At 64.6% G+C, this 25137-nt stretch carries 14 protein-coding genes and 1 tRNA gene; 7 read left to right on the top strand and 8 right to left on the bottom strand.

Annotated features, from left to right (window positions below):
- Positions 1–11: 11 nt before the first annotated feature.
- Positions 12–1676 (bottom strand): arginine--tRNA ligase, encoded by a 1665-nt coding sequence (gene argS / locus CU_RS03470; RefSeq protein ID WP_041628466.1) that lies wholly within the window; start codon positions 1674–1676, stop codon positions 12–14.
- 123 nt (positions 1677–1799) lie between these two features.
- On the opposite strand from argS, the gene CU_RS03465 reads away from it, so the two are divergent.
- Positions 1800–1872: transfer RNA gene (locus CU_RS03465), tRNA-Arg, on the top strand.
- A 65-nt stretch (positions 1873–1937) separates the two neighbouring features.
- Here the strand turns inward: CU_RS03465 and CU_RS03460 are convergent.
- From CU_RS03460 to CU_RS03445, 4 genes are read right to left on the bottom strand one after another with little or no spacing between them, the layout of a single operon-like run.
- Positions 1938–4832: an AAA family ATPase gene (locus CU_RS03460; protein ID WP_012359942.1), complete on the bottom strand. Its 2895-nt coding sequence runs from the start codon at positions 4830–4832 to the stop codon at positions 1938–1940.
- Between the two features lie 12 nt (positions 4833–4844).
- Positions 4845–6113 carry a metallophosphoesterase family protein gene (locus tag CU_RS03455; protein WP_012359941.1) on the bottom strand — a complete coding sequence of 423 codons (1269 nt, stop codon included), beginning with the start codon at positions 6111–6113 and terminating at the stop codon, positions 4845–4847.
- Between the two features lie 13 nt (positions 6114–6126).
- Positions 6127–7059, bottom strand: a complete 933-nt coding sequence (locus CU_RS03450) for an SWIM zinc finger family protein (RefSeq protein ID WP_012359940.1) — start codon at positions 7057–7059, stop codon at positions 6127–6129.
- Positions 7056–10235: a DEAD/DEAH box helicase gene (locus tag CU_RS03445; RefSeq protein WP_012359939.1), complete on the bottom strand. Its 3180-nt coding sequence runs from the start codon at positions 10233–10235 to the stop codon at positions 7056–7058. The genes CU_RS03450 and CU_RS03445 overlap by 4 nt, the downstream gene beginning before the upstream one ends.
- Before the next feature lie 261 nt (positions 10236–10496).
- Here CU_RS03445 and putP point away from each other — a divergent pair, with 261 nt between their 5' ends.
- The 3 genes from putP to CU_RS03430 all read left to right on the top strand — a co-directional run bounded on the left by putP (position 10497) and on the right by CU_RS03430 (position 13344).
- Positions 10497–12071: a sodium/proline symporter PutP gene (gene putP / locus CU_RS03440; RefSeq protein ID WP_012359938.1), complete on the top strand. Its 1575-nt coding sequence runs from the start codon at positions 10497–10499 to the stop codon at positions 12069–12071.
- Between the two features lie 184 nt (positions 12072–12255).
- Positions 12256–12810, top strand: a complete 555-nt coding sequence (locus tag CU_RS03435; RefSeq protein WP_231837746.1) for an HNH endonuclease family protein — start codon at positions 12256–12258, stop codon at positions 12808–12810.
- A gap of 48 nt (positions 12811–12858) precedes the next feature.
- Positions 12859–13344, top strand: coding sequence for a hypothetical protein (locus CU_RS03430; RefSeq protein ID WP_012359936.1), 486 nt, complete (start codon positions 12859–12861; stop codon positions 13342–13344).
- A 178-nt stretch (positions 13345–13522) separates the two neighbouring features.
- Here CU_RS03430 and CU_RS03425 read toward each other — a convergent pair whose 3' ends face one another.
- Complete coding sequence (locus CU_RS03425; RefSeq protein ID WP_012359935.1) at positions 13523–15859, bottom strand: DEAD/DEAH box helicase; 2337 nt, start codon at positions 15857–15859, stop codon at positions 13523–13525.
- Positions 15860–16051: 192 nt separating this feature from the next.
- Here CU_RS03425 and CU_RS03420 point away from each other — a divergent pair, with 192 nt between their 5' ends.
- Positions 16052–17485 (top strand): amino acid permease, encoded by a 1434-nt coding sequence (locus CU_RS03420; protein ID WP_012359934.1) that lies wholly within the window; start codon positions 16052–16054, stop codon positions 17483–17485.
- A 96-nt stretch (positions 17486–17581) separates the two neighbouring features.
- Positions 17582–18925, top strand: coding sequence for an IS3 family transposase (locus CU_RS10310; RefSeq protein ID WP_012359933.1), 1344 nt, complete (start codon positions 17582–17584; stop codon positions 18923–18925).
- Between the two features lie 110 nt (positions 18926–19035).
- Here the strand turns inward: CU_RS10310 and CU_RS03410 are convergent, their stop codons facing one another.
- Both CU_RS03410 and CU_RS03405 read right to left on the bottom strand, forming a co-directional pair.
- Positions 19036–20343: an FAD-dependent oxidoreductase gene (locus tag CU_RS03410; RefSeq protein WP_231837745.1), complete on the bottom strand. Its 1308-nt coding sequence runs from the start codon at positions 20341–20343 to the stop codon at positions 19036–19038.
- Between the two features lie 161 nt (positions 20344–20504).
- Positions 20505–21329, bottom strand: coding sequence for a hypothetical protein (locus tag CU_RS03405; RefSeq protein WP_012359931.1), 825 nt, complete (start codon positions 21327–21329; stop codon positions 20505–20507).
- 156 nt (positions 21330–21485) lie between these two features.
- Here CU_RS03405 and CU_RS03400 point away from each other — a divergent pair, with 156 nt between their 5' ends.
- Positions 21486–25082, top strand: coding sequence for an ABC transporter transmembrane domain-containing protein (locus CU_RS03400; RefSeq protein ID WP_012359930.1), 3597 nt, complete (start codon positions 21486–21488; stop codon positions 25080–25082).
- The last annotated feature ends 55 nt before the right edge of the window (positions 25083–25137 follow it).

Below are 25137 nucleotides of genomic sequence, written 5' to 3'. Positions count from 1 at the left end.
CGGGTTTAGCCTTACATCCTCTCTGGGGCGGATACGCCGACCAGGCTCAGTGCGTTCTCCAGCACCTGGCGGGTGGCGGCGGCCAGGGCCAGGCGGGCGTGGAAGACCGGGGCGGCATCCGTGCCGGTGGGTTCGTCGGCCTTCGGCAGCACCTGGCAGGCGTCGTAGAAGCGGTGGAAATCCCCGGCCAGCTTCTCCGCGTAGTGGGCGATGCGGTGCGGTTCGCGCAGCTCAGCGGCCGTGCGGACCACCTTCGGGAACTCGCCGAGGGAACGGATCAGCGTGCCCTCGCGGTCGTGGGTCAGCAGCGAGAGATCGGCGCCGGCAAAGTCCACTCCCTGCTCATCGGCCTTACGCTGCAGGGAGCACAGGCGGGCGTGGGCGTACTGGACGTAGAACACCGGGTTCTCGTTGCTCTGGGAGGCCCACAGGTCCATGTCGATGTCCAGGGAGGAGTCCACCGAGGAGCGGATCAGCGCGTACCGGGCCGCGTCCACGCCGATGGCCTCGACCAGGTCGTCGAGGGTGATGATGGTGCCGGCGCGCTTAGACATGCGCACGGCCTCGCCATCACGGACGAGGTTCACCATCTGGCCGATCATGACCTCCACCTGCTGCGGGTCATAACCCAGCGCTGCGGCGGCTGCCTGCAGGCGGGCGATGTAGCCGTGGTGATCCGCACCCAGCATGTAGATGCACAGGTCGTGGCCGCGGTTGATCTTATCCGCGATGTAGGCGATGTCGCCGGCGATGTAAGCAGCGTTGCCGTCGGACTTGATGACGACGCGGTCCTTATCGTCGCCGAAATCGCTGGAGCGCAGCCACCACGCCCCGTCGGCTTCGTAAAGGTTGCCGTTGGACTTCAGCTCCTCGATGGCCTTGTCCACCGCGCCGGATTCGAAGAGGGAGTTCTCGTGGAAGAAGACGTCGAACTCGGTGCCGAACTGCTTCAGCGTGGTCTTGATGTGGTCGAACATCAGCTCCACGCCCTGGGCGCGGAAGAGCTCCTGGGCGTCCGCGTCGGAGAGCTCGCCCCAGGTCGGGTTCGCCTCGACGACCTGGGCGGCGATGTCCTGGATGTACTGGCCACCGTAGCCGTCTTCCGGGGTGGGCTCATTACGCGCGGCGGCGAGCAGGGACTTCGCGAAGCGGTCGATCTGGCCACCGTGGTCATTGAAGTAGTACTCGCGGGTCACCTCGCCGCCCTGAGCTGCCAGCAGACGACCAAGGGAGTCGCCAACGGCGGCCCAGCGGGTACCACCCAGGTGGATCGGTCCGGTGGGGTTAGCAGAGACGAATTCCAGGTTGATCTTCGTGCCCTTGTAGGCATCTCCGCGGCCGAAATCCTGGCCGGCGGCGAGAATATTCTCGACGATCTTGCCCTGCGCGGCGGCGGCCAGACGGATGTTAATAAAGCCAGGGCCGGCGACGCTGGCCTCGTCGATCTCCGGGCTAGCGGCCAGCTTCTCGGCGAGCCAGGTGCCTAGCTCACGGGGGTTCGTACCGGCCTTCTTGGCGGTCTGCATGGCGACATTGGTGGCGTAGTCGCCGTGCTCTGGGTTGCGCGGGCGCTCGACCGTTGGGTTATCGGGGACGACGGAGGCGTCCAGTCCGCGCTCGGTGAGGACCTCGCGGGCGATGCGTGCAATGAATTCGGAAAGTTCTGCTGGAGTCACGCCTAAAGACTTTATCAGCACGTAATGCGGGTTCGTCGCCCCCATCCGTATGCGCTGGGCACGCTGTTCGGCGGGGTGCTTTTGCCTCCGCTTGCACCCAGGGTGCTAGACTACCGATCTGATGCCTCCGTAGCTCAGGGGATAGAGCACTGGTTTCCGGTACCAGCGGTCGGACGTTCGAATCGTCTCGGGGGCACGTTTTATTGCCCGGGTGGGGCGCGTTCACTGCGCGTTCCACCCGGGCCTTTTTATGCCGCGGGGCTACTCCCCACCACGGCGCAGCTGAACCATGTCCACCTGCTTGGCGCCCACCACGCGGGAGAAGCGCTGCGCATCACAGGTCAGCACGATGATCTGGTGCTGCTCGCCCAGTTGGGACAGCACCACGTTCATGTCCCTGCTGCGCTGCGGGTCGCTGTAACCGAGGCTGTCGTCAATAATGATCGGCACTCCCCCACCCCGGGCCACCAGCGATGCCACCGCGAGCCGGGAAAGCAGGTTGATCTGCTCCCTCGCACCACCGGACAGGGAGGACACGTCGAGGGCCACGCCGTCGTCGATGCGGCGACTCACCTGCAAGTCCTCGTCGAACTCGAACTGGACCCCCGGACCGTAGATGGTGCGAGCAAGGATATGGAAGGCCTCGGACAACGGGCGGGAGTAGCGACCCCGCAGCTCGGCACGAGCCTCATTCATCGTCTCCCACAGAAGCTGGGCGGCCTCCGCCCGGGCAGTGACGGCAGCCAGGGTGCGAGCGGCCCGTTCCGCCCCGGCTGCCGCTTCACGCTTGGCCTCCGCAGCGCCTTCGCGGCCGGCCAACTCGGTGCGCAGGCGGACGAGCTCCTGGCCGCGTTGCGTGGCGTTTTTCTGCAGCACCCCGAGACCCGCCTTCTCACCGTTAAGGAGGCCCTCAAGCTGCTCGGCGGTGGCGGCGGACTCGTATTTCTCCTTCTCCTCATCGCGAATCGCGGCAGCCTCCACCAACGCGCTGTTCTGCACGGCGACGGCCTCCGCCAGCTGCTCGTCGCTGGCCTCTTCGCGCTGCTGCGCCAACTCGTCCTCTGCGGCCGCGAGCTGCTGCGCCTGCTGCGTAGCATTGAGTTCTGCCAGCTTGTGCTCCTGGAGGATCTGCGAGTGCTCCGTCGCATCCTTGGCCTGCTGAGCTGCGGTGTACCGCGCCTCGCTGCGCTCGAGGAACAGTTGTGCTGTTTCCAGATCGACCACGAGCCCCGCAAGCTCGGCTTTGTGTCCTGGGTCCTGCTCCCCCGCAGTCTGGGCCTCAGCGACCTGCGGCTCTGTGTCCTCCGTCGCTTCTCGCGACGAGTCCCGCGTTAACTGGGCGAGCTGTTCTTCCAGCTCGGGTTCAAGGCCGAATTCCTCGGCCCGCTCTGCATTCCCGCCCAGCTCCCGCCAGATATTGGCCGCGGCGCGGGCCCGGTCGGATAGCTTCTCACCTGCGGTGACCAGCTCTCGGCTGGACTGCTCCACACTGAACTGCAGGTCCTGGGAGCTCACGCCCCCGGTGATTCCGCGCAGCTCCAGCTGTGCCTCGTCGCGATCGTTTTCCAGGGCGCGCCGTTGCTGGGCCAGCCGGTGAGCGGCCTCCGTGTCCCCGTCCTCGATGCCGAGGGCCTTCGATGCCTGGGCGACCTGCTCCCGAGCACGGCTCACCGCGGTCTCCGTCTCGCTGGTGTCTCGGGCCGGAGTGACCGCAACGCGGTAGTCCCCGAGTGCGAACTGACGCGGGGAACTCACCAGGGTGCGGTATCCCTCCGCCGTGAGTTCGACATCCTCCTCGCCGTCGCGCACCGTGCCAGCAGGACCGGTGATCTTCACCTCGGTGGCGATTGCCTCCTGCTGCGCGGTCGCCACGGCAAGCTGGGTGTTGGCGCTACTCAGCGCGTCCAGGGCCTGCTGGGTCGCCGGGTTCTCCGCGAGCTTATTCTCCAGCTCCCGCAGCCTACCCACCGTCTTTTCTGCCTCCGCTGCGCGCTCGGCGACGTTCTGGTGGTTCTTCTCCGCCGCTCGGTATTCGGTGCCAGCCTGCGCCCAGGCAACGTAGCCTCGCGCGAATCGCTGCTGCGCGGCAGCGCTGGAATATTCCGCTTTCAGCTTCTGCTGTTCTTCCTCAGCCTTGGCCGCCTTCGTTGCGAGCTCATCGCGCCGCTCTTGTTCCTTCTCGAGCTCGGCTCGCTTGCCAGTCACCGCTTCAACCTGCTTCTTCCGCGCGTCATGGCGGTACTTCGCTAGATCGAGTGCCTGGTGCGCGTTCTTGACCTCGCGTTCGAAGCCCCGAAGCTTTTCCTGTGCCGCCCGGGCGGTCTGCAGCTGTTCCTCGAGTTCCTCGACGGTCCGTTTCGCCTCGGGCAGCTCCGCCGCAGCCTGGCGTTCCTCCTCTTCCAGTTCCGTGATCGCCCGGATCTGCCGCTGTGCTCCGTCATAAGTCTCGGTGGCTTCCACCAAAGCTCGTTCTGCGGCCTCGTGCTCGTCACGGGCCGCCTGCAGCTCACCGTTCCTCTTCACCGCCCCCTTGGCGGTGAAATAGCGATCGTATTCCTTCTCGATCGCCGCGAGCAGCTCCGCGGCCGTGGCATCCACTTCGTGGCCGGTATCGGCATCCGCACTCTGGTCACTCTGCGCCGCCAGAACGGTGCTGAGGGATTGGATTCGGCCAGCGGAGAAAGCCTCCAGGCTCGCGCCCTGCTCCACTGTCAGCGCATCCAACAGGGTGCGATCCACCGTCTCGTTAAGGATCTCCGCAAAACGCTCCTCGGCCTCCCGGTCCACCAGGTTCTCCACGGTGGGTGCCGAGACATCGAGTGTGGCCGCATGTCGGCCAGTGCCAAAGCTCTTCTCAATCCGCAGCCGGTACGGCCCGATGCTCATCTCCGCGGCGACCGTGGGCTTGCCATTGCTGCCCACCGGCTTGAGCGCCATGACCTCCTGCTTGCGGGTTTTGGTATTCACGCTCGTGTTGAGCAGGAGCTTCATGGCCGTGAGCAGGGTCGACTTTCCAGATTCATTGCGCCCGTGAACCACGGTGACCCCGGAATCTGCCAGGTCGAGGTCGACGTGCGGCACCCCCGCGAAGTCATCCAAGGTCAGGCGGTGGATGGTCAGACCGGCTCCGGCATTGTGCTGCTGTGGGTTAGTCATTGTCCTCGTCACCTAGCTTTCCTTGGCCTGCACGCCGGCTGCCAAGCGATAAAGGAGTTTCAGGGCATCCGTGGCCTGATCTCGAGTTCCTTGGGCCTCCCGCTGGTCTTCGGCGACGGCGAGCAGGTTTTCCATCGCGATTTCTGGGTAGCCCCGTAGTTGGAGGGCCCCGCGAAGCTCCGATAGTTCCGGGGACACGTGCAGATCCATCAGCCGGGTTCGCTCGTAGAGCGCGGCGAAGCGGGGACGCTGCTCAGCCAGAGCGGTCTCCAGCCGGATATCCGTCATCAGGTCGATGCTCCCCCGCAGCGCGTACTTGACCACGGTCGATCGCGGTTGCGGCAGGCTGGCCAGCTTCGCCAGGAAGTCCTCGGCGTCCTCTGGGGAGTTAATGTCCTCCGTCATCGCCAGGAAGCGCCACTGCCCAATCTCAACCTGCTCCACGGTGACCGCCGCGGGCTCAGCCGGGTTCTCCGGGTCAATGCCGACATCCACGACCAGCGCCTTGCCCGAGTTGGACTCACCACCGCCGTCGGGCTCCTTGAAATCAGTGACCTCCGGAGCACCGGAGTACCACACCACCCCACGCTCATCGAGAGGCATTGCGGAGTGCGTGTCTCCCAGGGCCACGTAGTCGACGACGCGCTGCTGAGCGAGCTCGCTGAGTCGGGCGACGTCGATCACCGACGGATCCGCGACACTGTCCCGCGACTCCGTGTGCCCGTGGCCCACCGCGATGCGGATTGTGTTCCCGGCCGGCGCCAGGTCGTGAAGCGCCCGGTACACCAGATCCTCGCTGGCCACCTTACTCAGCAACGGCGCTCCGATGATCTCCACGCCCTCGCGCAGCGTCCTCAGGGAAGAATCCTGCAGGACGGTGACCTTCCCGCCGTTGTCTGGAGACAGCTGCTGCAGGCTCGGCTGATGGTAAATGCTCGCAGGGTTAAGCGGATCGTGGTTGCCTGGCAGCAGGTAGATCGGAACCGGGGCATTGCGCAGAACATCGAGGATTCGCGTCCATGTCTTTTCCGCCAGGAGGTTATCGTCGAAAACATCCCCGGCGACGACGATGGCCTCGCATTGCCGGTCGTCAGCGACCGCGAAGAGCTTCTCCACGGCGGCCAGGCGAGCCTCGTCAAAGAGCCGCTGGTTATCCTCGCCGAGAAAGCGCCGACCCATCCCGATCTGCCAATCGGAGGTGTGCAGGAAGCGCACCGAATGCGCGCCCACACCGCCTTCGGTTGGCTGGGAAGACGCCGTTGTCAGCTGTGCATCGCTCATGTTCTTCACCTTGTCACTTCATCCTCGTGCCCGTCACCGGGCGGGCCCACGGGGTGGGGTCGAAACGCCCGGAGTCATCAGTGATCATCTCCAGGCACAGTTCCAGCTCATGCATCGTTTGCAGTTGATCGACACTGGTCCAGCTCAGGCTGCGCAGCGCGCGCATCAGGGCGTCGCGATCCCCGAGCTCCAACCCACTTTCCACGGGTGGCGGCGACCAGCTCACCCGGCGTTCCTCCGAGCCCCAGAACTCCGCCTGGTCGAGCACTTCCGGGGCCTGTTGGGACGCGCTCCTCGAATCTGGCTGGGCTGAATTGCCCTCCTGCTCCCCCACGTGGCCGAGCTGGACGCTGCGCACAGCCTCTGCGGCCTCCACCCCTCGCCACTGCAGGATGGCTGCGGGGTCGTGGTTAAAGGTGCTCGCTAGCTGATAGGCTACGGCGACCGCGTGCTTGCACACCAGCGCCCCATCTGGGCACGTGCAGCCCTCGAAAAGAATCTGGTCGGGCCGCAGCAGCATCGCGGCGAGATCCGTCGGCGGCGCGTCCCCACGCACAATGGTCCGCACGAGCGCGGGGTCAGCGGCGACCTCTGCGGCGATAAAGTCCCTTCTCTTGGCACTCAGCGCAGCAGCCTTGATCACCACCTCGAAGGGCTGCGGCTGGGTGCCGGCGACTATCCCCACCACCGTGTTGGTGCTCAGCTCCATGCTCTGAATGTGGCCATCCCGGTGATACTCCCGGCCGCGCTCCAATCGACCACGGTCGGTAGCGCCAGTGACAGCCTCCAACACCTGGGCCCCAGCCCAGCTCTCCGGCCCCAGCGCGTCCGCGGGCACGGGTGTCTTCACTCGCGGGGTGGCTGTCTCCGCACGGCGGCGGGCCCCGAAATCCGCGAGGATGACGTTGCCGTCCCACGTGGTCCGTGGGGAGTTCCTTCTACTCATCTGCCACCTCCTTCTGACTGGTTATCTGCAGCAGAAACCTTTGTAGCCAAAGATGTAGCATCCGCAGCAGACACGTCCGAGGATTCCCGCAGCTGCCAGAGCTCGGCGAGATCATCATCGTTCAGGCTCGCGATCCATCCCTCGCCCTCTCCCACGACAGTTCCGGCGAGCTCCCGCTTGCCGGTGATGATCTCATGGATGCGTTCGTCGAGGGTGCCCGCCGAGACAAATTTATACACATCGACGTCCTGTTCCTGACCGATGCGATAGGCGCGGTCCGTCGCCTGGTCCTCCACAGCTGGGTTCCACCAGCGGTCAATGTGAATCACCACGGAAGCCCTGGTCAGAGTGATTCCGGTACCCCCGGCGCGCACCGAGAGCAGCATGACGCCCGGCCCGCTATCTCGCTGGAACTGCGCCACCAGCTCCGTGCGGCGGGACCGGCTCACCGCGCCATCGAGCTGCAGCACGGGCATCCCGTACTCGGCCTCGATGGCGGGCGCCAGCATCCGGCCGAAGGAGGGGAACTGCGTGAACAGCAGCACCTTCTTGCCCTCCGCTACGGCCTGGCCGATGAGTTCGACAATCCTTTCGATCTTCGGGGAGCGATGCTTGCCACCGCGCAGGATCCCCGAGCCGTCTCCTGCGAAGTGCGCGGGGTGGTTGCAGATCTGCTTGATCTTCACCAGAGAGGCCAGGATCAGGCCCCGGCGGCTGGCGGACCCCTGCTCCAGCGCTTCCTCGACCTGCGCGATATACGCCTGGTAGAGGCTGGCCTGCTCAGCCGATAGCGGCACGGCTTCCACGTGCTCCCGTTTTTCGGGCAGCGCCACCCCCACGGCGGGATCCGTTTTGAGGCGCCGGAGGATGAAAGGCTCCACGATCCGCTTAAGACGTTCGGTCGCGCCGGCGTCCTGATACCGCTCGATGGGGATCGCCAGGCGGTTCTGAAACGCAGCGGCCGATCCCAGAATCCCCGGATTCGCGAAGTCCATGAGGGCATAGAGGTCGGAAAGCCGGTTTTCGACCGGAGTGCCGGTGAGTGCAATGTGGTGATTGGCGGGAATCCCGCGTACGGCCCGGGACTGTTTTGTCGCGGGATTTTTGATGTTCTGCGCCTCGTCGGCGACCACGCGCTGCCACTGAATCTTCTGATAACGCGCCGGGTTGCGGGCTACTGTCCCGTAGCTGGTGACGACGAGGTCCGCCTGCCGAGCGTGCTCCGGGAACTCGGCGTCGCTGACCTTCCCTGCCCCGTGATCCACCAGCACGGAAAAGCCGTGGATGTGGCGGACGGCCTCGGACTGCCAAGCAGCAAGCACCGAGGTGGGCGCGATCACAAGGGTCGGGCCGGTAGCTTCCTGGCCCGCATCCCGCGCCGATGTCGCTTCTTTCTCCCAAGCAAGCAAGGCCAGCACCTGCAGGGTCTTCCCCAGCCCCATGTCATCGGCCAGAATCACCCCCAGGCCATGTTCTGCCATCCACGCCAACCAGTTCACGCCGCGGCGCTGGTGTTCACGCAATTCGGTCAGCACCGTCGTGGGAAGCTCCACGTGCCTGGCGGGAGCGACCGCGTTCTCACGGTCGAAGAGCTGGCGCACCCAGCCGTCCATATCCACCCGGATGTTGTGGTCCGGGTCATCGTCTCCGCGGGCCTCGGCGGCGGCCTCCGCCTCCAGCAGCTCTGCCAGCGTGACCTTACTGAGCTCCGACGCATCCCTCTCCGCCGCCTCCGTGAGCGCGCTGAGCCACCCGCGAGCCTTGCTCAGCGAGTTCTTGTCCAGGAACACGAACTGCCCATTGACCTGCACGATTTGGCGGGCAGAACTGATGAGCTCCAGCTTGTCCGCCTCGCCAACCGGGGTGCCGTCCACCGAGAGGTTCCATTCGAAGTCCAGGAGCTGGTCCATCCCGAGCTTTCCGGAGCCCGGCCCGGAGCCCACTGCCTGAAACTTAGCTCCCACCTGCGTGGCTTTCGGGGCCCACGCGCGCGGGATCATCACGGGAAAGCCGGCTTCCTGCAGCCGGCTGGCCTTGGTGTCCAGTAGATCCGCCACGTCGTCGAGGTCCACGCTGAAGGCCACCTGGAGATCAAGGGCGGGGTCCCCGGTGTAGGTGGACTCTGGTGGGAGCCAGCGGCCCACGGTTGCCCAGCGATCGACGGAGTCTAGGTGTCTGCCCAAACGGGGCCACACCTTTGCTGCCTGGTGCAGCCGCCGCTGGATCTTGCGCGCCTGATCATCCCCGGTGGTCGCGGTGTTGATCGGTTCGGCCGGCGCCCCATCCGCCGACAGGCCCACTTCCAGCCGCCAGGTGAATTGCTTCGCCGTGTCATCGCCCGCCTGGTTCTGCTCACGTTCCCGGTTGGCAGTGGAGCGGTCTTCTGCCAGGGACGACGCCACCACCGGCGCCCCAACCTCCCGGGCGTCCGCCGGATCCGTGAGCCGGAAAACCAACTGGGTGGCTGCTTCCCTAGCGCTGCTGCGCCATTCATTGAGCGCGGTGACGGTGGCGGGCCCCGCCTTCGCGGTAGCACGCCCGGCGAGGAGGTCGGTGACCAGGGGGCTCTCCAGCTCCTCATATTCCGGGGGCCGGGCCCGATCGGAGATAAGACTCACGGCCATCCAATGTGCCCAGTCATCAGCGGCATCCCCCACCACGTCCCCGTCCCCGTTGCGCGCCAGGACCCCGGGGAGTTGCGCCCGGAACTCGTTGAGCACCGCGGAATGCTCCCCGGCGGTGGCCAATGTGAATCTGGGGTGCCACTGCTGATCCTGCCGCTCCATCCGCACCATGACCCGCCCTGCCTTCACGGCAGCCTCGACGTATTCGAACAGGTCGATAAGGAAGATCACCTCGGGGCTCAACCCGGTGCGAACTTCGGGGTCGGCGGCGATCCGGCGCAGATGTTCCAGCAGGGCCACGGACTGCTCAGGCACCCACGCCGCGGTGGGGATCGCAAGCGTGGTGGGTTTACCGCTCGGCGTGGAGACGAGCACCAGACCCCGGGAGCGCAGCGGTTTGGCGGCCAGCACGGCGCGCAGCTCGTCGGGCCACTGCCCGGCGGGAATGTCCTCGCTACGCATGACGATCTGACGGCCGTCGACCTTTTCGGCCCACAGCTGCACGCCGCCCCCGGCGGGTACGAGTGCGTGCAGCAGAAAAGCAGATCCCATAGTTATAAGGATCTACCATGCCCCGCGGACACACCGAATCGCTGCACGTACGCGACCTAACCCCCTGCCACTAGAGCTCAGGAACACGGCATTTTTTCGGTCTTTTTTCAGGCTTTTAGCAGAAAAGCGTCGAGAATTTTGGCATCATGGCCATGCTCAAGTTTTAAATACTGACTTCGACTAACCATTCGGCCGGCTTTTCATCGGCCCCGGGTGGTCTTTCAGGAAGTCTCCGACCCTACAAAGAAAGAGACATTCTGTATGACAGACCAAGCATGGTTCGTCACAGCCATGGTGATCTACCTGATCGTCATGATGTTCATTGGACTCCTCGGTTATAAGCAGACCGACGAGTACGAGGACTACATGCTGGGCGGCAGAAACCTAAACCCGTTCGTCGCAGCCCTGTCCGCTGGCGCCTCCGACATGTCCGGTTGGCTGCTCATGGGCCTCCCTGCCGCGATCTTCGTATCTGGCTTTTCTGAGCTCTGGGTGGCTATCGGCCTGTTGGCCGGTTGCGCCCTCAACTGGTGGTTCACCGCACCGCGCCTGCGTGCCTACACCGAGGTGGCGGATAACTCCATCACCGTGCCGAGCTTCCTGGAGAACCGTTTCGAGGACAAGTCCCACGTGCTTCGCGTGGTCTCTGGCCTCGTGATTCTGCTGTTCTTCACCTTCTACGTGGCATCCGGCATGGTCGCCGGTGGCCGCTACTTCGAGTCGACGTTCGACTCCTCCTACGCCGTCGGCATTGCTGTTATTGCCGGTGTGACCGTGATCTACACCTTCGTCGGTGGCTTCCTCGCTGTGTCCTACACGGATGCGGTGCAGGGCTGCATCATGTTCATCTCCCTGATCCTGGTGCCGATCTTCGCTGTGCTGCACATGGATGACCCGAGCCAGATCTTCAGCCTCCAGACGGAGAACGCCTACGGCGCCTCCGGCCTGGAGCCGAACCCGAACTGGTTCTCCCTGTTCAACGGCGTGGGCTTCGTGACCATCATCTCCGGTCTCGCCTGGGGCCTGGGCTACTTCGGCCAGCCGCACATCATCGTGCGCTTCATGGCGCTGCGTACCCCGCGCTCCGCACGCAAGGGCATGTTCTACGGCGTGACCTGGATGGGTCTGTCCATGATCGGTACCGTCTTCGTGGCGATCATCGGACCAGCGTTCTTCACCGAGAACCCGAACATCCAGATCGTTGACCAGGTGAATTTCGAGACGATCTTCCTGGACATGGGTCAGATCCTGTTCCACCCGCTGATCGCGGGTCTGGTGCTCACCGCTGTGCTGGCGGCCATCATGTCCACGATTTCCTCCCAGCTGCTGGTGGTCTCCTCTGCACTGATCGAGGACATCTACAAGGGCCTGTTCAACAAGAACGCGTCCGATCGCCTGCTGCAGGTGCTCTCCCGCTTCGCAGTGCTTGCTGTCGCTCTGCTGGCGGTGGTCATCGCGGCCAAGCCGGATTCCGGCGTGCTGAGCCTGGTCGAGTTTGCGTGGGCCGGCTTCGGTTCCGCCTTCGGCCCGGTCATCATCGCCTCCCTGTACTGGCGTCGCCTGAACGCCCCGGGCGCGATCGCTGGTCTGATTGCCGGTGCGGTCGTCAGCTTCCTGTGGGGCGGCCTGGCTAACTTCGGCATCGCCGATAAGCCGTTCGGCCTCTACGAGATGATCCCGGGCGTGCTGGCCAACGTGGTCTTCATGGTCGGTGTGACCCTGATGACCAAGGCACCTTCCGCGAAGGTTCTGGATGAGTTCGACAAGTCCATCGAGCTGAGCAACAAGGCCGATCGCCTCACCGAGAAGGAGTTCGTGGAGGAGGCCGCTAAGTAGCCCCTCCCCTCCCTGCGGAAAATTTTTCCGCAGCCTCGGGAACCAAACGTCGCCTCGCGTTGTCTAAGACAACATGGGGCGACGTTTCTTTTTCTCGCTTATCTTTCTTCTCGCCGTGGCCGGCCTCTTGTTTTTCACGACGTCGGTTCCGGTGCCAACCGGCTGGCTTCCTGGCGGCCGCGTGGTGAATCAACGCTCCCAGGAGCTGGCCCGCCGCGCGCTGGCGCAGGTGGAGGTCGTGCCGCAGCGGGTCCGGGTGGTGGGCTACGACCGCACCCGGTTTCTTCAGGGCTGGGAGCAAAGCATCGCACCCGATGGCAGTTACTGCTCGACCCGTGAGCTGGTCCTGAATCTGAGCTTCCCCACCGAGCCCGACAGCCCCTGCCCGCGGGCCATCGGCGAGGCCGCCGATGAGTACTCCGCTGCACCGGTGCGCCCGCAGGGCGTCGATATCGACCACATTGTCCCGCTCGCCGCGGCCTGGGACTTGGGGGCGCACGCCTGGTCGGCGGAGAAGCGTCATCGCTTCGCCAACGACTGGCATTACAACCTGGCGGTCACCGCCTCGGAAATCAACCGGGAGAAATCCGACGCCACGCTGGAAGCGTGGCTGCCGCCCAATCCGGCTGCCCAGTGCCCCTACGCTGCCCGTTACCTCGTGGTCATCGTTCGCTACGGTCTGGCGATCACGACCGGCGACGCTGCCGTGGCCCGCGAGGTCTGCCAGCTCCCCCGCTGACCGGGGGTTTTGTGACTAGTCAGAAATTTTTTTGACAGAGTAGTTCACATGGATCAATTTATTACTGCTCTCCACGTCATCGCCGCAATCCTCCTCATCGGACCGGTCGCGGTCGCTACCTCGGCATTCGCCCCGACCCTGCGCGCCGCGCAGTCCGGCTCCGCCAAGGCGGTAGGTTCCGTGGCAACCCTGGCTGGCATGACCCGCCGCTACGGCTACATCTCCCTGCTGGTCCCGGTACTGGGCCTGGTCGCATTCATGACCGTGGACGGCGCAATGCAAAACTACGCCTTCCACGCCGCCATCCTGACCTCCCTGGTGGCATGGCTGGTTCTGCTGCTGGCAGTGATCCCGCAGCAGCGGCGCGGCCTGATCTCCGTGGACGGCCTGGACGAATCCGACACCCCGGCTAGCGAGGATGAACTCGCCGCTGTCCAGGGTGACGCTGCTCAGGCCCTGCCCGGTAAGGCTGCAATGTTCGGGGGCATCTTCAACCTGCTGTGGCTGGTCACCGCGATCCTGATGTTCGTCTAGCCCCAGTCACTCCCGCAGCCGCTCACGGGCTGCACGCAAACCACATAGCCGTGGGAGCGAGTCTCGCTCCCACGGCTATGCTTTATTTTCTAGGCTTTGGGCTCCTGAAGGGCTACCCCGCCACGAAAAACCCGGCTGACCTGGGTTCTCCCACGTCAGCCGGGTTCACAGGGGCTGGCTAGTAGCGTCCCCCGCGACGGTTATTACCGCGACCGCCACGGCCCTCGAAACCGCGGTCATCCCGCTGGCGTCCACCGCCACGGCGATCCCCACGGGAGTCCTCAAAGCGGTTGTGGTGCCCACGGCCACGCCCGCGGCCACCTCGGTCGCGGTCCCGGTCAAAACGACCGCCGCCCCGGCGGTCGCCCCGGCCCCGGTCTTCGCGGTAACCACCGCGCCGGTCATCGCGGTCGCGACGGTTGCCACGGTGAGAGCCCGGTCGGCCCTTCGGAGCGCCCGGATCCGGCTCGATATTGATCAGCTGGCCGGACACGCGGGTCTGGTCGAGAGCCTCAAAGACCTGCTTCGGCAGGTCCGCCGGCAGCTCCACCAGGGAGTGCTCAGAGAAGATGCTGATGCGGCCGAAATCGCGGGAGTTCAGGCCGCCCTCGTTGGCCAGGGCACCCACGATCGCGCCCGGGCGCACGCGCTGGCGGTGGCCGACGGAAAGCCGGTAGACCTCCATCTCGTTGCCGTTGCGGTCCGTGAACCGCGGTGCTGGCTTGTTGAAGCGCTCCTCGAAGGAGCGGTAGGCGCCGCCACCACGACGATCAGCATCGCCGTAGCGGTCATCGCTGCGCCGCTTGTGTTCTCGGCGCGGCGCCTCCTCCATGAGAAACTTCTCCCCACCCTGGGCACCGGCCGCAAGTGCCGCGGCGATGTCTTCCAGGGTGACCCCGTTGGCTTCCGCGTAGGTGGTCACCAGGTCGCGGAACACGGAGACCTGCGGATCCTCGAGATTCTTGGTCAGCTCGCGGTTGAACTTCGCCTTGCGGGCCTCGTTGACCTGGTCAACGCTCGGCAGCTCGATCTCGTTGAGGCGGGACTTCGTCGCGCGCTCGATGGACTTCAGCATCCGGCGCTCGCGCGGGGTCACGAACAGCACGGCGCGACCGGAACGCCCCGCACGTCCGGTGCGGCCGATGCGGTGGACATAGGACTCGGTGTCGCGCGGGATGTCGTAGTTGAACACGTGCGTGATGCGCTCGACGTCAAGGCCACGGGCGGCGACGTCGGTGGCAACCAGGATGTCCAGGCGACCGTCCTTGAGCTGGTCGACGGTGCGCTCGCGCTGTGCCTGGGCAATATCGCCGTTGATGGCGGCAGCCTCGTAGCCCCGGGCGCGCAGGCGCTCCGCGAGTTCCTCGGTGTCGTTCTTGGTGCGGACGAACATGATCATCGCATCGAAGTCGGTGACCTCGAGGATGCGGGTCAGAGCGTCGAGCTTCTCGCGGTGGTGCACGATCAGATAGTCCTGCTCGATGTTCTCCGCGGTGCGCTGGGTGGACTTGACCGTCACTTCCTGCGGCGAGTTGAGGTAGCGCTTGGACAGGTGGCGGATCGCGGACGGCATCGTCGCCGAGAACAGTGCGACCTGCTTATCCTCCGGGGTGTCCTCGAGGATGCGTTCCACGTCCTCCTGGAAGCCCATGTTCAGCATCTCGTCGGCCTCGTCGAGCACCATGAAGCGCAGCTCGGAGATATCGAGGCTGCCCTTCTGCAGGTGGTCGATCACGCGACCCGGGGTGCCGACGACCACGTGCGCGCCACGGCGCAGGCCGGAAAGCTGCGCACCATAGGGCTGGCCGCCGTAGATCGGCAGGATGTTGACCCCGCCCATCTTCTCCGCGAAGTCCTCGAAGGACTCAGCAACCTGCAGGGCCAGCTCACGGGTCGGCGCGAGCACCAGGGCCTGCGGCTTGCGGGACTTCAGGTTCAGTCGGGACAGGATCGGCAGCGCGAAGGCGGCGGTCTTACCGGTACCGGTCTGCGCAAGACCGACCACGTCCTCCCCTGCCATCAGCAGCGGGATGGTCTGTTCCTGGATCGGGGAGGGCTTGGTGAAACCGACGGCACGGACAGCGTCGAAAACCTCCGGCGACAGACCGAGGTCGCCGAAACCGGCGCCGTCGTCGTCCTTGTTTTCCTGCTCGTTGTCCTGCGCGACGACGTCGTCCTGGCTGGACGCGGTCGGGGTGGTGTCGTCGGTGTTGTTGTTTTCTACGGTTTCCGCCTGCTGATCGGCCACAGTGTCCTCTGGGTTCTCGTTCTTGTTCTTCTCGTTGTTGAGATTGTCGGTCTTCCCAGAATCTTCTGCGCCCTCGGCTACAGCGGAGTCACCGGCGGATTCCATCGCGGAATCTTCGGTGTTCTCCCCCAACACATCAGAGATATTCAGCGGCGCGTCGTTGGCCGGCGCCTGCTGCTTCTCTTCCTGCAGATTGTTCTGAGCTACCGAGTAATCGTTATCCACCGGCTTGTTGACGTCGCCGGAGACGCTATCAGTATCACTCATCGCACTTGACAGTACGCTCTGCGCCCGGCAAAAGCCATACCGGCGCCTCCCGGTGGAAGGCAGATCACAGCCTCCCCCGATTGTGGCCGCTGGCAGTGCCGACCCGAATCTTTAGCTCGGAATGTGACGTGGCATACTACGGCTGATATCGATCTGACTTTCGCGGCTTGACGGAATCCGGAGGACAATCCCATGTCGCAACAACCAGCGCCCGAGACCGCCACGGCGGGCGAATCCTCGACGACTGACAGCCACCAGGCCGAGCTGCGGCGCGCGCTGCGCCACAGGCACATCCACTTCATCGCGCTGGGTTCGGCCATCGGCACCGGGCTGTTCTACGGTTCCGCCGGCGCGATCGGCGCGGCGGGCCCCGGCGTGATCTTCGTCTACCTGCTCGGCGGCGCGATCGTCTACTTCATGTTGCGAGCCCTGGGCGAGATGTCCGTGGCCCACCCCGTTGCTGGGTCCTTCGCGGAATACTGCCGCCGCTACCTGGGCGGATGGGCCGGGTACATCACCGGATGGATGTATGCCTTCGAGATGATCATCGTGTGCTTGGCCGACCTCACGGCCGTGGCGCTGTATATGAAGTTCTGGTTCCCGGAGACAGCCTCCTGGGTGTGGGTCGCGGTGGCGCTGATCATCGTGGGGGCGGCGAACCTCGCCTCCGCCCGCTGGTTTGGTGAGCTGGAGTTCTGGTTCACGACGATCAAGGTGACCGCGGTGGTCGCCATGATCCTCGGTGGCGCGGCCATCCTGGTGTTCAACGTGGACACCGGCGGCACCGTCGGCATCTCGAACCTGTGGAACGACGGCGGTCTGTTCCCGAACGGCTTCACCGGCGTGCTGTCCGCCCTCATTCTGGTGCTCTTTGCCTTCGGCGGCACGGAGATCATCGGTGTGACGGCCTCCGAGGCCGAGGACCCGGAGAAGACGATCCCGAAGGCCATCAACACGGTGCCGATGCGCATCCTGCTGTTCTACGTGCTCGCGATCTTCGTCATCGTCGCAGTGATTCCGTGGCGCGAGATCACCGGCGAGCAGTCCCCGTTCGTGCAGATCTTCAGCTCCCTGGGCATCGGCTGGGCCGCCGCCCTGCTGAATGTCGTGGTTCTCTCCGCGGCACTGTCCGCGATCAACTCGGACCTCTACGGTGCCGGCCGCGTGATCCACGGCATGGCGCGACAGAAGCTTGCCCCGAAGATGTTCGCCAAGATTGATCCGCGCAATGGCGTGCCGGTATCCACGATCAGTGCCCTACTCATCGTGCTGGTCATCGGCGTCGTGTTGCAGCTGATCAACCCAACCGCCGAGCGCCTATTCCAGGACATCGCCGCGCTGGCCACCTTCGCCACGATCTTCGTCTGGTTGATGATCCTCATCAGCCACCTGGCCTACCGCAAGCACCTCAACTTCAAGGATGTCGCCCACGCGAACTTCACGGTGCCGCTGTGGCCGCTGGGCCAGTATTTCGCGATCGCCATGATCCTGCTGACCTTCGGCACGATGTTCTGGATGTCGGATTTCCACTCCGCGCTCATCGCGGGTGTGGTGTTCACGGTGGCCATGTCCATCCGCTACTACTTCATCGACCGGAAGAACAAGGCCGAGGCCGCCGCGGTTTAGCCCCGCCCCTGGAAGCAATAAATCCCCGCACCTGTGAACTGCTCCCCATTAGTTGGACTGAGAAATCAGTTACCGACTAGTGGGGAGCAGTTTCCATTGAGAGCACGAAGTTCGCTGAGTAAGCAGCAGCGCGAGCAGTTGGTTGAACTATTTGAGCAAGGCATGGGTTATACAGCCGCTGCCAATGCTCTTGGTGTCTCCAAGTATGCCGCCCGTACGCTGCGTCGTCGGTTTCAGCTGCATGGCAAGCTATGTCTTGTGGAGAAACCAACTAAACAGCAGTACTCGTTCGACATCAAAAAGGAAGTTGTCCAACGCTACCTTGCCGGCGAGACAAGAATGGATCTTGCCCGCGAGTTTGGCCTGTCGTCAGACCAGCTCGTCAAAGATTGGACCAGGAAATGGCGCACAGGCGGCGATGACGCGTTGACACCGAAACCGAAGGGCAGACCCAAAGGCTCGGTCGCACCGAAGCAGCTTACAGAAGAAGACAAGCTTCGCCGTCAGATCGCGCGGTTGGAAGCGGAAAACGCTTACTTAAAAAAAATTGCGGGACTTGAGGAACCAGGGACACGCCTGAAAGTCCAGGCGATTGTCATCCTCAAGTCACAGCATCGTCTGCAATACCTTTTGGATGCGGCAGGCATGCCGAGGTCGACGTTCTTCTACCACCAGAAACGCCTCAACAAGCCGGATAAGCACGCAGCACTCAAAGCCGCGATCCGGGAGTGCTTCGAACGGAACAAGCATCGCTACGGCTATAGGCGAGTCCTACTTGACCTGCGGAACCAAGGCTGGGTGGTCAACCACAAGCTCGTGTACAAACTCATGTGCGAGATGGGGCTTCGAGCCAAGATCCGCCAACGCAGGCCATATGTTTCCTACACTGGGACGATCAGCCACATCGCTGACAACACGCTTGACCGCAGGTTCACCCCAGATAGGCCGAATACCGTCTTTGTCAGCGACGTCACCGAGTTCAGGGTCCAAGGCCGCAAGGTCTACCTGTCACCGGTGATGGACTTGTTCGACCGCTCGATCGTTGCCCACACTGTGGCTACATCACCGTCGACAGCGTTGACCACCGATTCTTTGTCCAAGGCGATCACAGCGTGTGCACCTGAACCCGGGTGGATGATGCACACCGATCAAGGTTTCCAGTACCAGCATTCCTCGTGGCGCAATCTGATCGGCGACAACGGTGGTGTTCAGTCGATGTCGCGTAAAGCCAACTGTTACGACAACGCGGTCATGGAGAACTCCTTCGGGCACTTGAAAACCGAGATGTACCACGGTGAGGTCTTCGACACGGTCGCAGAGTTCAACCAAGCGATCGACGAGTACATCGGGTGGTACAACACCGAACGCGTCCAACAACGACTCAAGGGCCTGACCCCGATGCAATATCGGAATCAGACCCTTGAACCCCTCACCGCCTAGAATTAAACCAGTCCAACTTTCGGGGTCTAGTTCACTGGTGCGGGGATTTTTTATGGGATCTGGCTGTGAGCCCATCCATGGGTCCCAGGGGTCAGCCGCCCGCTACAGGCCTACTTTTCTGCCACGAGCTCCGCGATCGCCCGCGCCGCCCGCTGCCCGGAGCGAATGGCGCCGTCGATGGTGGAGGTCGCGGCGTGAGCACCGGCGACCGCCACTCGACCGTCTAGCAGTTCGGCGGCCGGCTGGGCCTGGATCGCGTGATTCGGCCCGACCAGCGGCAGGGCATCTGGAATATCGTGGCGGGTGACCAGCTCCAGGGCGTCGGGGCTGCAATCGTAAATGCTGGACACATCCCGGCGGACCTCCTGCTCAGTCGGCAGATCGCGGGCAGCGTCGAAGTCACCATTGCTGTACGGGTGGGAGGCCGCTGCGGCAATCAGCTGCGTTCCCGGCGCGTAGGCCGGGGCCACGGAGGTGACCGCGGCGGCCAGGTCGATGCACAGTTCGCCGCTGCCATCCACGGTCACGAGCCGGTCGCTGTGAACCTCATCGGCCACGGTGAACCACCAGGTGCTCTGCCCGCGATGCTCGGGAACTGCGGTGCCGATCAGGTCATGGGCCGCTTGCGCAGAGGTGGCTACGATCGCATGGGAAAAGCGCTCGGTCTTGCCGTTCACTGTTAGCTCCACCCCGCCCGGCTGGACGTCCACGGCAGTGACCTGGGAGTTCAGTTCGACGCGGACGCCGCCCAGCCGCCCCATCGTCGCCGCCAGGTCCCCCATTCCGCGCTCCGGCAAGGCCAGCGTGCCGCGCAACAGGGTGACAAAGACCCACTTCGCGAACTCCGCGGAGGTTTCCCCGCCATGGTCGTAGAGGAAGGCGCGCAGGATCGGGTCGACCGCGTTCTGGCGGACTGGGCCGGTGATGCCAGCCTTATCAAGCGATGCGGAGACCGGCTCGTCGCTGGCGTGTCCGAAGCGGCTGGGTCCACGCAGCTCCAGGGAGGAGCGGTGCATCAGCTCGCTGCGCAGCCAGTTGCGCATGCGCACGAGTTCGCCGAGGCGCAGGGCGGAGCTGAACTCCGAGCGCAGCAGCTTCGGAACCATCGATGGCGCGCGGACGGGATCGATGATCAGCGCGGAACCCGCCGGGGTGACGGTGTTGATCCCTGGCTGGAAGTTCTTGATCTTGAGGGCGGTGTACTCCCCGGGATTCAGGATCTCCTTGACCGCCGGGTACCAGGTATTGAAGAACTGCAGCCCGCGGTCCACGGTGATCTCGCCGTGCTGCTCCGAGCGCACCAACCCGCCCACGCGGTCAGCGGCGTCGAAGAGGGTGCAGCGCACCCCGGACTGGGAGAGCGTGCGGGCCGCTGCGAGGCCGGCCATGCCGGCCCCAATAATGGCTACCTCGGTCACGTACCCCTCCTGCGGTTCTTGCTCAACGCTTCGGTGGCACAGCACGTGCCCGGCACCGTGCCGGGGGCTGTGCCCATCATCACGCTAGCCATGCTAGCCGACGCCCCGGTCGCGTCTGGCCACCCGCCACCCCGCCAGTCGCGGTGAGAGGCAAGCTAGCGTTACTCGCCGTCTTCCGTGACGCCGCCGTCCTCCGCGTCGGCAGCGTCGTCGTCGTCGAATCCACCGTCCTCGAGCTCACCGTCATCGACTTCGACCCATTCGAAGAACGGGTCCTCGGAGCCGTCGTCGAGGGTGACCAGGAGGTCCTCCCAGTCCTCGGCCTGCTGCGAGACATAAGCGAGCACATCGAAGAGCTGGTTGAAGTCTTCAAATACGCCGAGGTCCAGCACCTCCTGGTACTGCGTGCGCAGCTCGTCCAGGGTGGCGTCCAACATATCCAGCTTCGCCGGGTCCTGCTCGTCCTCCTCGTCGACGAGAATCTCCGCGGCGATGTTCTCTGCCAGCTCGAAGACACTATCGGGAAGCACCACGAAATTCACCGCTGCGGTCGGCGTGCCCTGCCCCTCCGAGATCTTCACGGTGACCTTGGAGTTCGCGCTGAGGTTCGCGCGCAGGACGAGGGGGTCGTAATCATCCTGTTCGAACTCGAGGTCCTCGACGCGAGGATCCTGCCCATCGAGCAGCTCGTTGAGCACCGTGATCACCTCGTCGGTGGCCATGTGTCGATTCACTGCCTCGACCGCTGCCTCCGGAGTGAAGACCACCCCGACCAGGGCGGCGTCGAAGTCTTCATCCTCATCGGTGACATCAGCGAGCGCGACGAAGACATTCGCGGCCGACGTACTGACCCCGGCCACGCCTTCAATGAGCTCGAACTGGATCTCCACTTCCGCTGAGACTGGAACGAACAGCGTTCCATCATTGGCTCGGGACTCGATGCCCTCAACGTCGAGGGCCTGGGCGATATTTTCCAAAAATCCCATTGAGGAATCCTCTCTCCGCGGCGCGGTTCGTCTCCTGCGTTGATCTTAACCCGGTTTATTTCTCTCGCGCCGGGGCCGTTTCTCCCTGCTTCTGCTTTTCGACGTCGCCCGCTCTAGTGATGGCTGGCTTATCTGCCTGATGCAGGCGATAGGCTGATGGCTATCGTGTTTGCTTTCCTCCGCGCCGCCCTGAGCGCTCACCGCATGCAGCTGGGTGTCATCACCCTGCTGAGCGTGCTCATGCCCGCCGCGGCCGTGCTGATCCCGCTGTTCGCCGGCCGTGCCATCGACGGAAGCCCCGGCGCGATTGGGCTACTCATCGCGGCGGCCTTCGCCCGCTTGTGCACCCATGGTGCGCGGCGCTTCTTCGCCGGGAAACTCTCGGTCGACGTCCAGCACGACATCCGCATGCGCTGCCTGGCTGCCCTGCAAGGCGCATCACCGGCGGCGATGGGCCAGGTGCGTACCGGCCAAGTGGTCTCCCGGACCATCTCGGATTTGAACCAGATCCAGGGGATGCTGGCGATGCTGCCCATCATGGGCAGCATCCTCGTGGAGGTCGTGCTGATCTTAGGGATCATGTTCTGGCTCTCCTGGCCGCTGGCGGTGTTGCTGAGCATCCAGCTTCCGGTGCTCGCCGCCATCGCCTTCTTTTCCCGCCGTCGGCTCTACGACGCGACGTGGGAGGCGCAGCAGCAGGCCGCGGACGTCGCAAGCCAGGTGGAGGAAACGGTCACCGGCGTGCGCATCGTCAAGGCCTTCGTCCAAGAGCAGCGCGAGCAAAGCAACTTTATGGTCCGGGCACGCAGGCTCTTCGGGATGCGGCTGGACGTCGGGCGGCTCACTGCCCGCTTCCAGCCGGCGTTGGCGGCGGTCCCGCAGATCGCGCTGATCGCCACCGTGGTTGTCGGCGGCCTGCTCGCGATGCGCGGCGCCATCACCATCGGAGAATTCCTCTCGGCCTCCGCCTACGTCACCCTGCTGTCTCGGATGACGCGCATGGGCGCCGGAATGTTGGTGACCGTGCACCTAGCGAATGCCGCGGTCTCCCGCGTGCAGGATATTCTCGCCCTCCCGCAACGGCGGATCCCCGAGCACCCGGCCAAGCTCCCGGATGGTCCCGTCGGGATTCGGGGCACCTTCCGCACCCGGAGCGGCGAGGACGTCGCCGTGGACGTCGCTCCCGGGTCCACCGCGTACATCACGGGCCCTGCGGGTTCGGGAAAGTCGGCGCTGGCGCTGGTCCTGGCTGGACAGTCGGCAGACGCTGACGCCGATTTTTCTGCCTACGCGGGCAACACCGCGGTGCCGCTGGGCGACCTGCCGCCCAAGCAGTGGCCGACGATCGTCTTCGACGAGCCTTTCCTCTACTCCATGTCCATCGCGGAGAACATCCGCATGGGAACTCAGGCGAGCGACGCCGAGGTGGCCGAGGCCGCCCGCGTTGCCTGCGCGGCCGACTTCATCGACGAGCTCGGCGGTTATTCCACCATCGTGGGTGAGCGCGGCCTGACGCTATCGGGTGGGCAACGACAGCGGATCGCCCTGGCACGCGCCGTTCTCCGCGACCCCAGGATCCTGATCCTGGACAGCGCCACCAGCGCAATCGATACCGTCACCGAGCAGAAGATCATCGCCAACCTCCATCAGCGGGCTGGTGAGGGCAACCTGACGATGATCATCGTTGACCACCGCGCAGAGCCCGCGGACACGGGTGCGGCCAACACTGATGGCAGGGATACCAGCGTGATCAGCCTGCCCGCTCCCCCGGCGCGTCCGCTGTGGCCGCGTAGTTGGGAGGAGATCCAGGAGGACGCGAACCGGGATCTCCGCGGTGTCGCCGTTACCCCTGGCGACGACAGGCATGCGCGCCCGGCCGACGCTGCGAGGTCCAGGGAACAGTTGGACGCCGACGCCGCAGCGCTGCGTCGAATCACGCTGGCGCGACAGGAGACGGCGTCTCAGCACCCCGCTCCCACTACCCCACGGTCCGAGGACACGACCCCCGTGCTGCGGCTGCGCACCCTGGTGGGCCTCGTCCCGATCGCGACCGCGATCATCGTGGGGACGCTGCTGCTGGGGCTCGTCGCCGACATTGCACTTCCATCCCTGGTGCGCAAGGCCATCGACCAGGGAATCAGCAGGTCGGATCGCAGCGCACTGTTTTCGCTGGGACTGGGGGCCCTGTTCCTGGTGTGCGTTTCCTGGGCTGCCAATGCGTGGAACACGGTGCTCACCACGCACACCGGCGAGCGTCTGCTTTACGCCCTCCGTGCGCGCAGCTTCGAACACCTTCACCGGCTACCCATGAGCTGGTTCGAGCGCAACGCCTCGGGCCGGGTCATGACCCGGATGACCACGGACATCGACAACCTCTCCAGCTTCCTGCAGACCGGACTTTCCCAGGCCATCGTCTCCACCACGATGCTGTTGGGCGTTCTGGGCATGCTCGTGTGGACAGACCCAGCGCTGGCCGGCATCGCCGCGCTGTTCCTGCCGGTCATCGGAGTGGGCGCGTGGGTCTTTCGCCGTTATTCCTCGCGCCTGTACCGGGCCGCCCGCTCCCAGGTTTCTACGGTCAACGCCCACTTCCAGGAGGCAGTCAATGGGCTCAACACTGCCGCGGCTTACGGCTTCGGACCGGTGCTGGCCGAGCGGATTGGGGAACAATCGCAGCAATATGTTCGGCTGCGTACCCGCGCGCAGGCAGCGGTCAGCATCTTCTTCCCCGGCATCTCCTTCATCACCGAGCTGGCCCAGGCGACGGTCCTCTTTTTCGGTACCGCCCGGGTCGCGGAGGGCACGACGAGCCACGGCGCGCTGGTTGCCTTCAGTTTGTATCTGACCTTCTTCTTCGGACCCGTCCAGCAGCTGTCGCAGATCTTCGATAAATTCCAGCAGGCTGCGGTGAGCTTCGAGCGAATCTCGGAGTTGTTGGCCGTACCTGCCGAGCAGGGCGCAGCCGACGACGATGCCGAGACCAGGTTGGCAGGCAAGGTCACCGCGGTGGACTTCTCTGACGTGCACTTCCGCTACGACGGCGCCGACCAGTCCTCCCTGCGGGGCGCATCCGTCAACTTCCGTGGCGCGACGGCCCTCGTCGGTGCGACTGGCGCCGGGAAGTCGACGATCGCGAAGCTGGTCACCCGGTGGTACCAACCGTCGGCGGGGTCCATCACCGCGGTTTTCGCTTCGGACGGCCCCGACGGGCGGCGCCTCGACCTCCCCCAGCTCCCACTTCGAGCCTGGCGCGCTCGGGTGGGCTATGTCCCTCAGGAAGCGCACTTGTTCCGCGGCACGGTGGCGGAGAACATCGCCTACGGCCGACCGGCGGCGAGCCAGGAGGAGATCACCGCGGCGATTGCTGCCATCGGGGGCACGGAGATTATCGCCGGGATTGAAGGTGGCTTTGCCGGCGAGGTCGGCGAGCGCGGTCGGGGGTTGTCCTCTGCCCAGCAGCAAATCATCGCGTTGGCGCGCGCGGAGCTCATCGACCCAGACGTCATGGTCTTGGATGAAGCGACGGCGAATATCGATCCTGCCGTCGAAGCTGACGTGGTTCGGGCAATCGCACTGGCTACGCGTTCGCGGGTGGCAATCATCATCGCGCACCGGCTCTCCACCGCGGAGATGGCGGACAATATTGCGGTCGTCAGCGCCGGAAAAATTGTTGAACAAGGCCGTCATCAGGAGCTTTTGGAATCCGGCGGGAGCTACGCAAACCTCGTCGCCGCGTCCCGGGAATCTCGCTAGGTCACACGCCGTTTTTCGCCGGTCGGTGACGCGCCACCTGGAAGCGAAATCGCAT

This window comes from Corynebacterium urealyticum DSM 7109 (assembly GCF_000069945.1).
Lineage (GTDB): Bacteria > Actinomycetota > Actinomycetes > Mycobacteriales > Mycobacteriaceae > Corynebacterium > Corynebacterium urealyticum.
Note: the sequence above shows the minus strand (reverse complement) of the source record. Positions and strands in the feature narration are given on the sequence as shown.

Excerpts from the sequence above, each read along its gene's own strand:
- CU_RS03420 (WP_012359934.1), top strand. The coding sequence starts at position 16,052 with ATGTCGCAACAACCAGCGCCCGAGACCGCCACGGCGGGCGAATCCTCG.
- CU_RS03450 (WP_012359940.1), bottom strand. The coding sequence starts at position 7,059 with ATGAGTAGAAGGAACTCCCCACGGACCACGTGGGACGGCAACGTCATC.
- CU_RS03425 (WP_012359935.1), bottom strand. The coding sequence starts at position 15,859 with ATGAGTGATACTGATAGCGTCTCCGGCGACGTCAACAAGCCGGTGGAT.
- CU_RS03460 (WP_012359942.1), bottom strand. The coding sequence starts at position 4,832 with ATGACTAACCCACAGCAGCACAATGCCGGAGCCGGTCTGACCATCCAC.
- putP (WP_012359938.1), top strand. The coding sequence starts at position 10,497 with ATGACAGACCAAGCATGGTTCGTCACAGCCATGGTGATCTACCTGATC.
- CU_RS03400 (WP_012359930.1), top strand. The coding sequence starts at position 21,486 with ATGGCTATCGTGTTTGCTTTCCTCCGCGCCGCCCTGAGCGCTCACCGC.
- CU_RS03455 (WP_012359941.1), bottom strand. The coding sequence starts at position 6,113 with ATGAGCGATGCACAGCTGACAACGGCGTCTTCCCAGCCAACCGAAGGC.
- CU_RS03430 (WP_012359936.1), top strand. The coding sequence starts at position 12,859 with ATGGATCAATTTATTACTGCTCTCCACGTCATCGCCGCAATCCTCCTC.
- CU_RS03445 (WP_012359939.1), bottom strand. The coding sequence starts at position 10,235 with ATGGGATCTGCTTTTCTGCTGCACGCACTCGTACCCGCCGGGGGCGGC.
- CU_RS03405 (WP_012359931.1), bottom strand. The coding sequence starts at position 21,329 with ATGGGATTTTTGGAAAATATCGCCCAGGCCCTCGACGTTGAGGGCATC.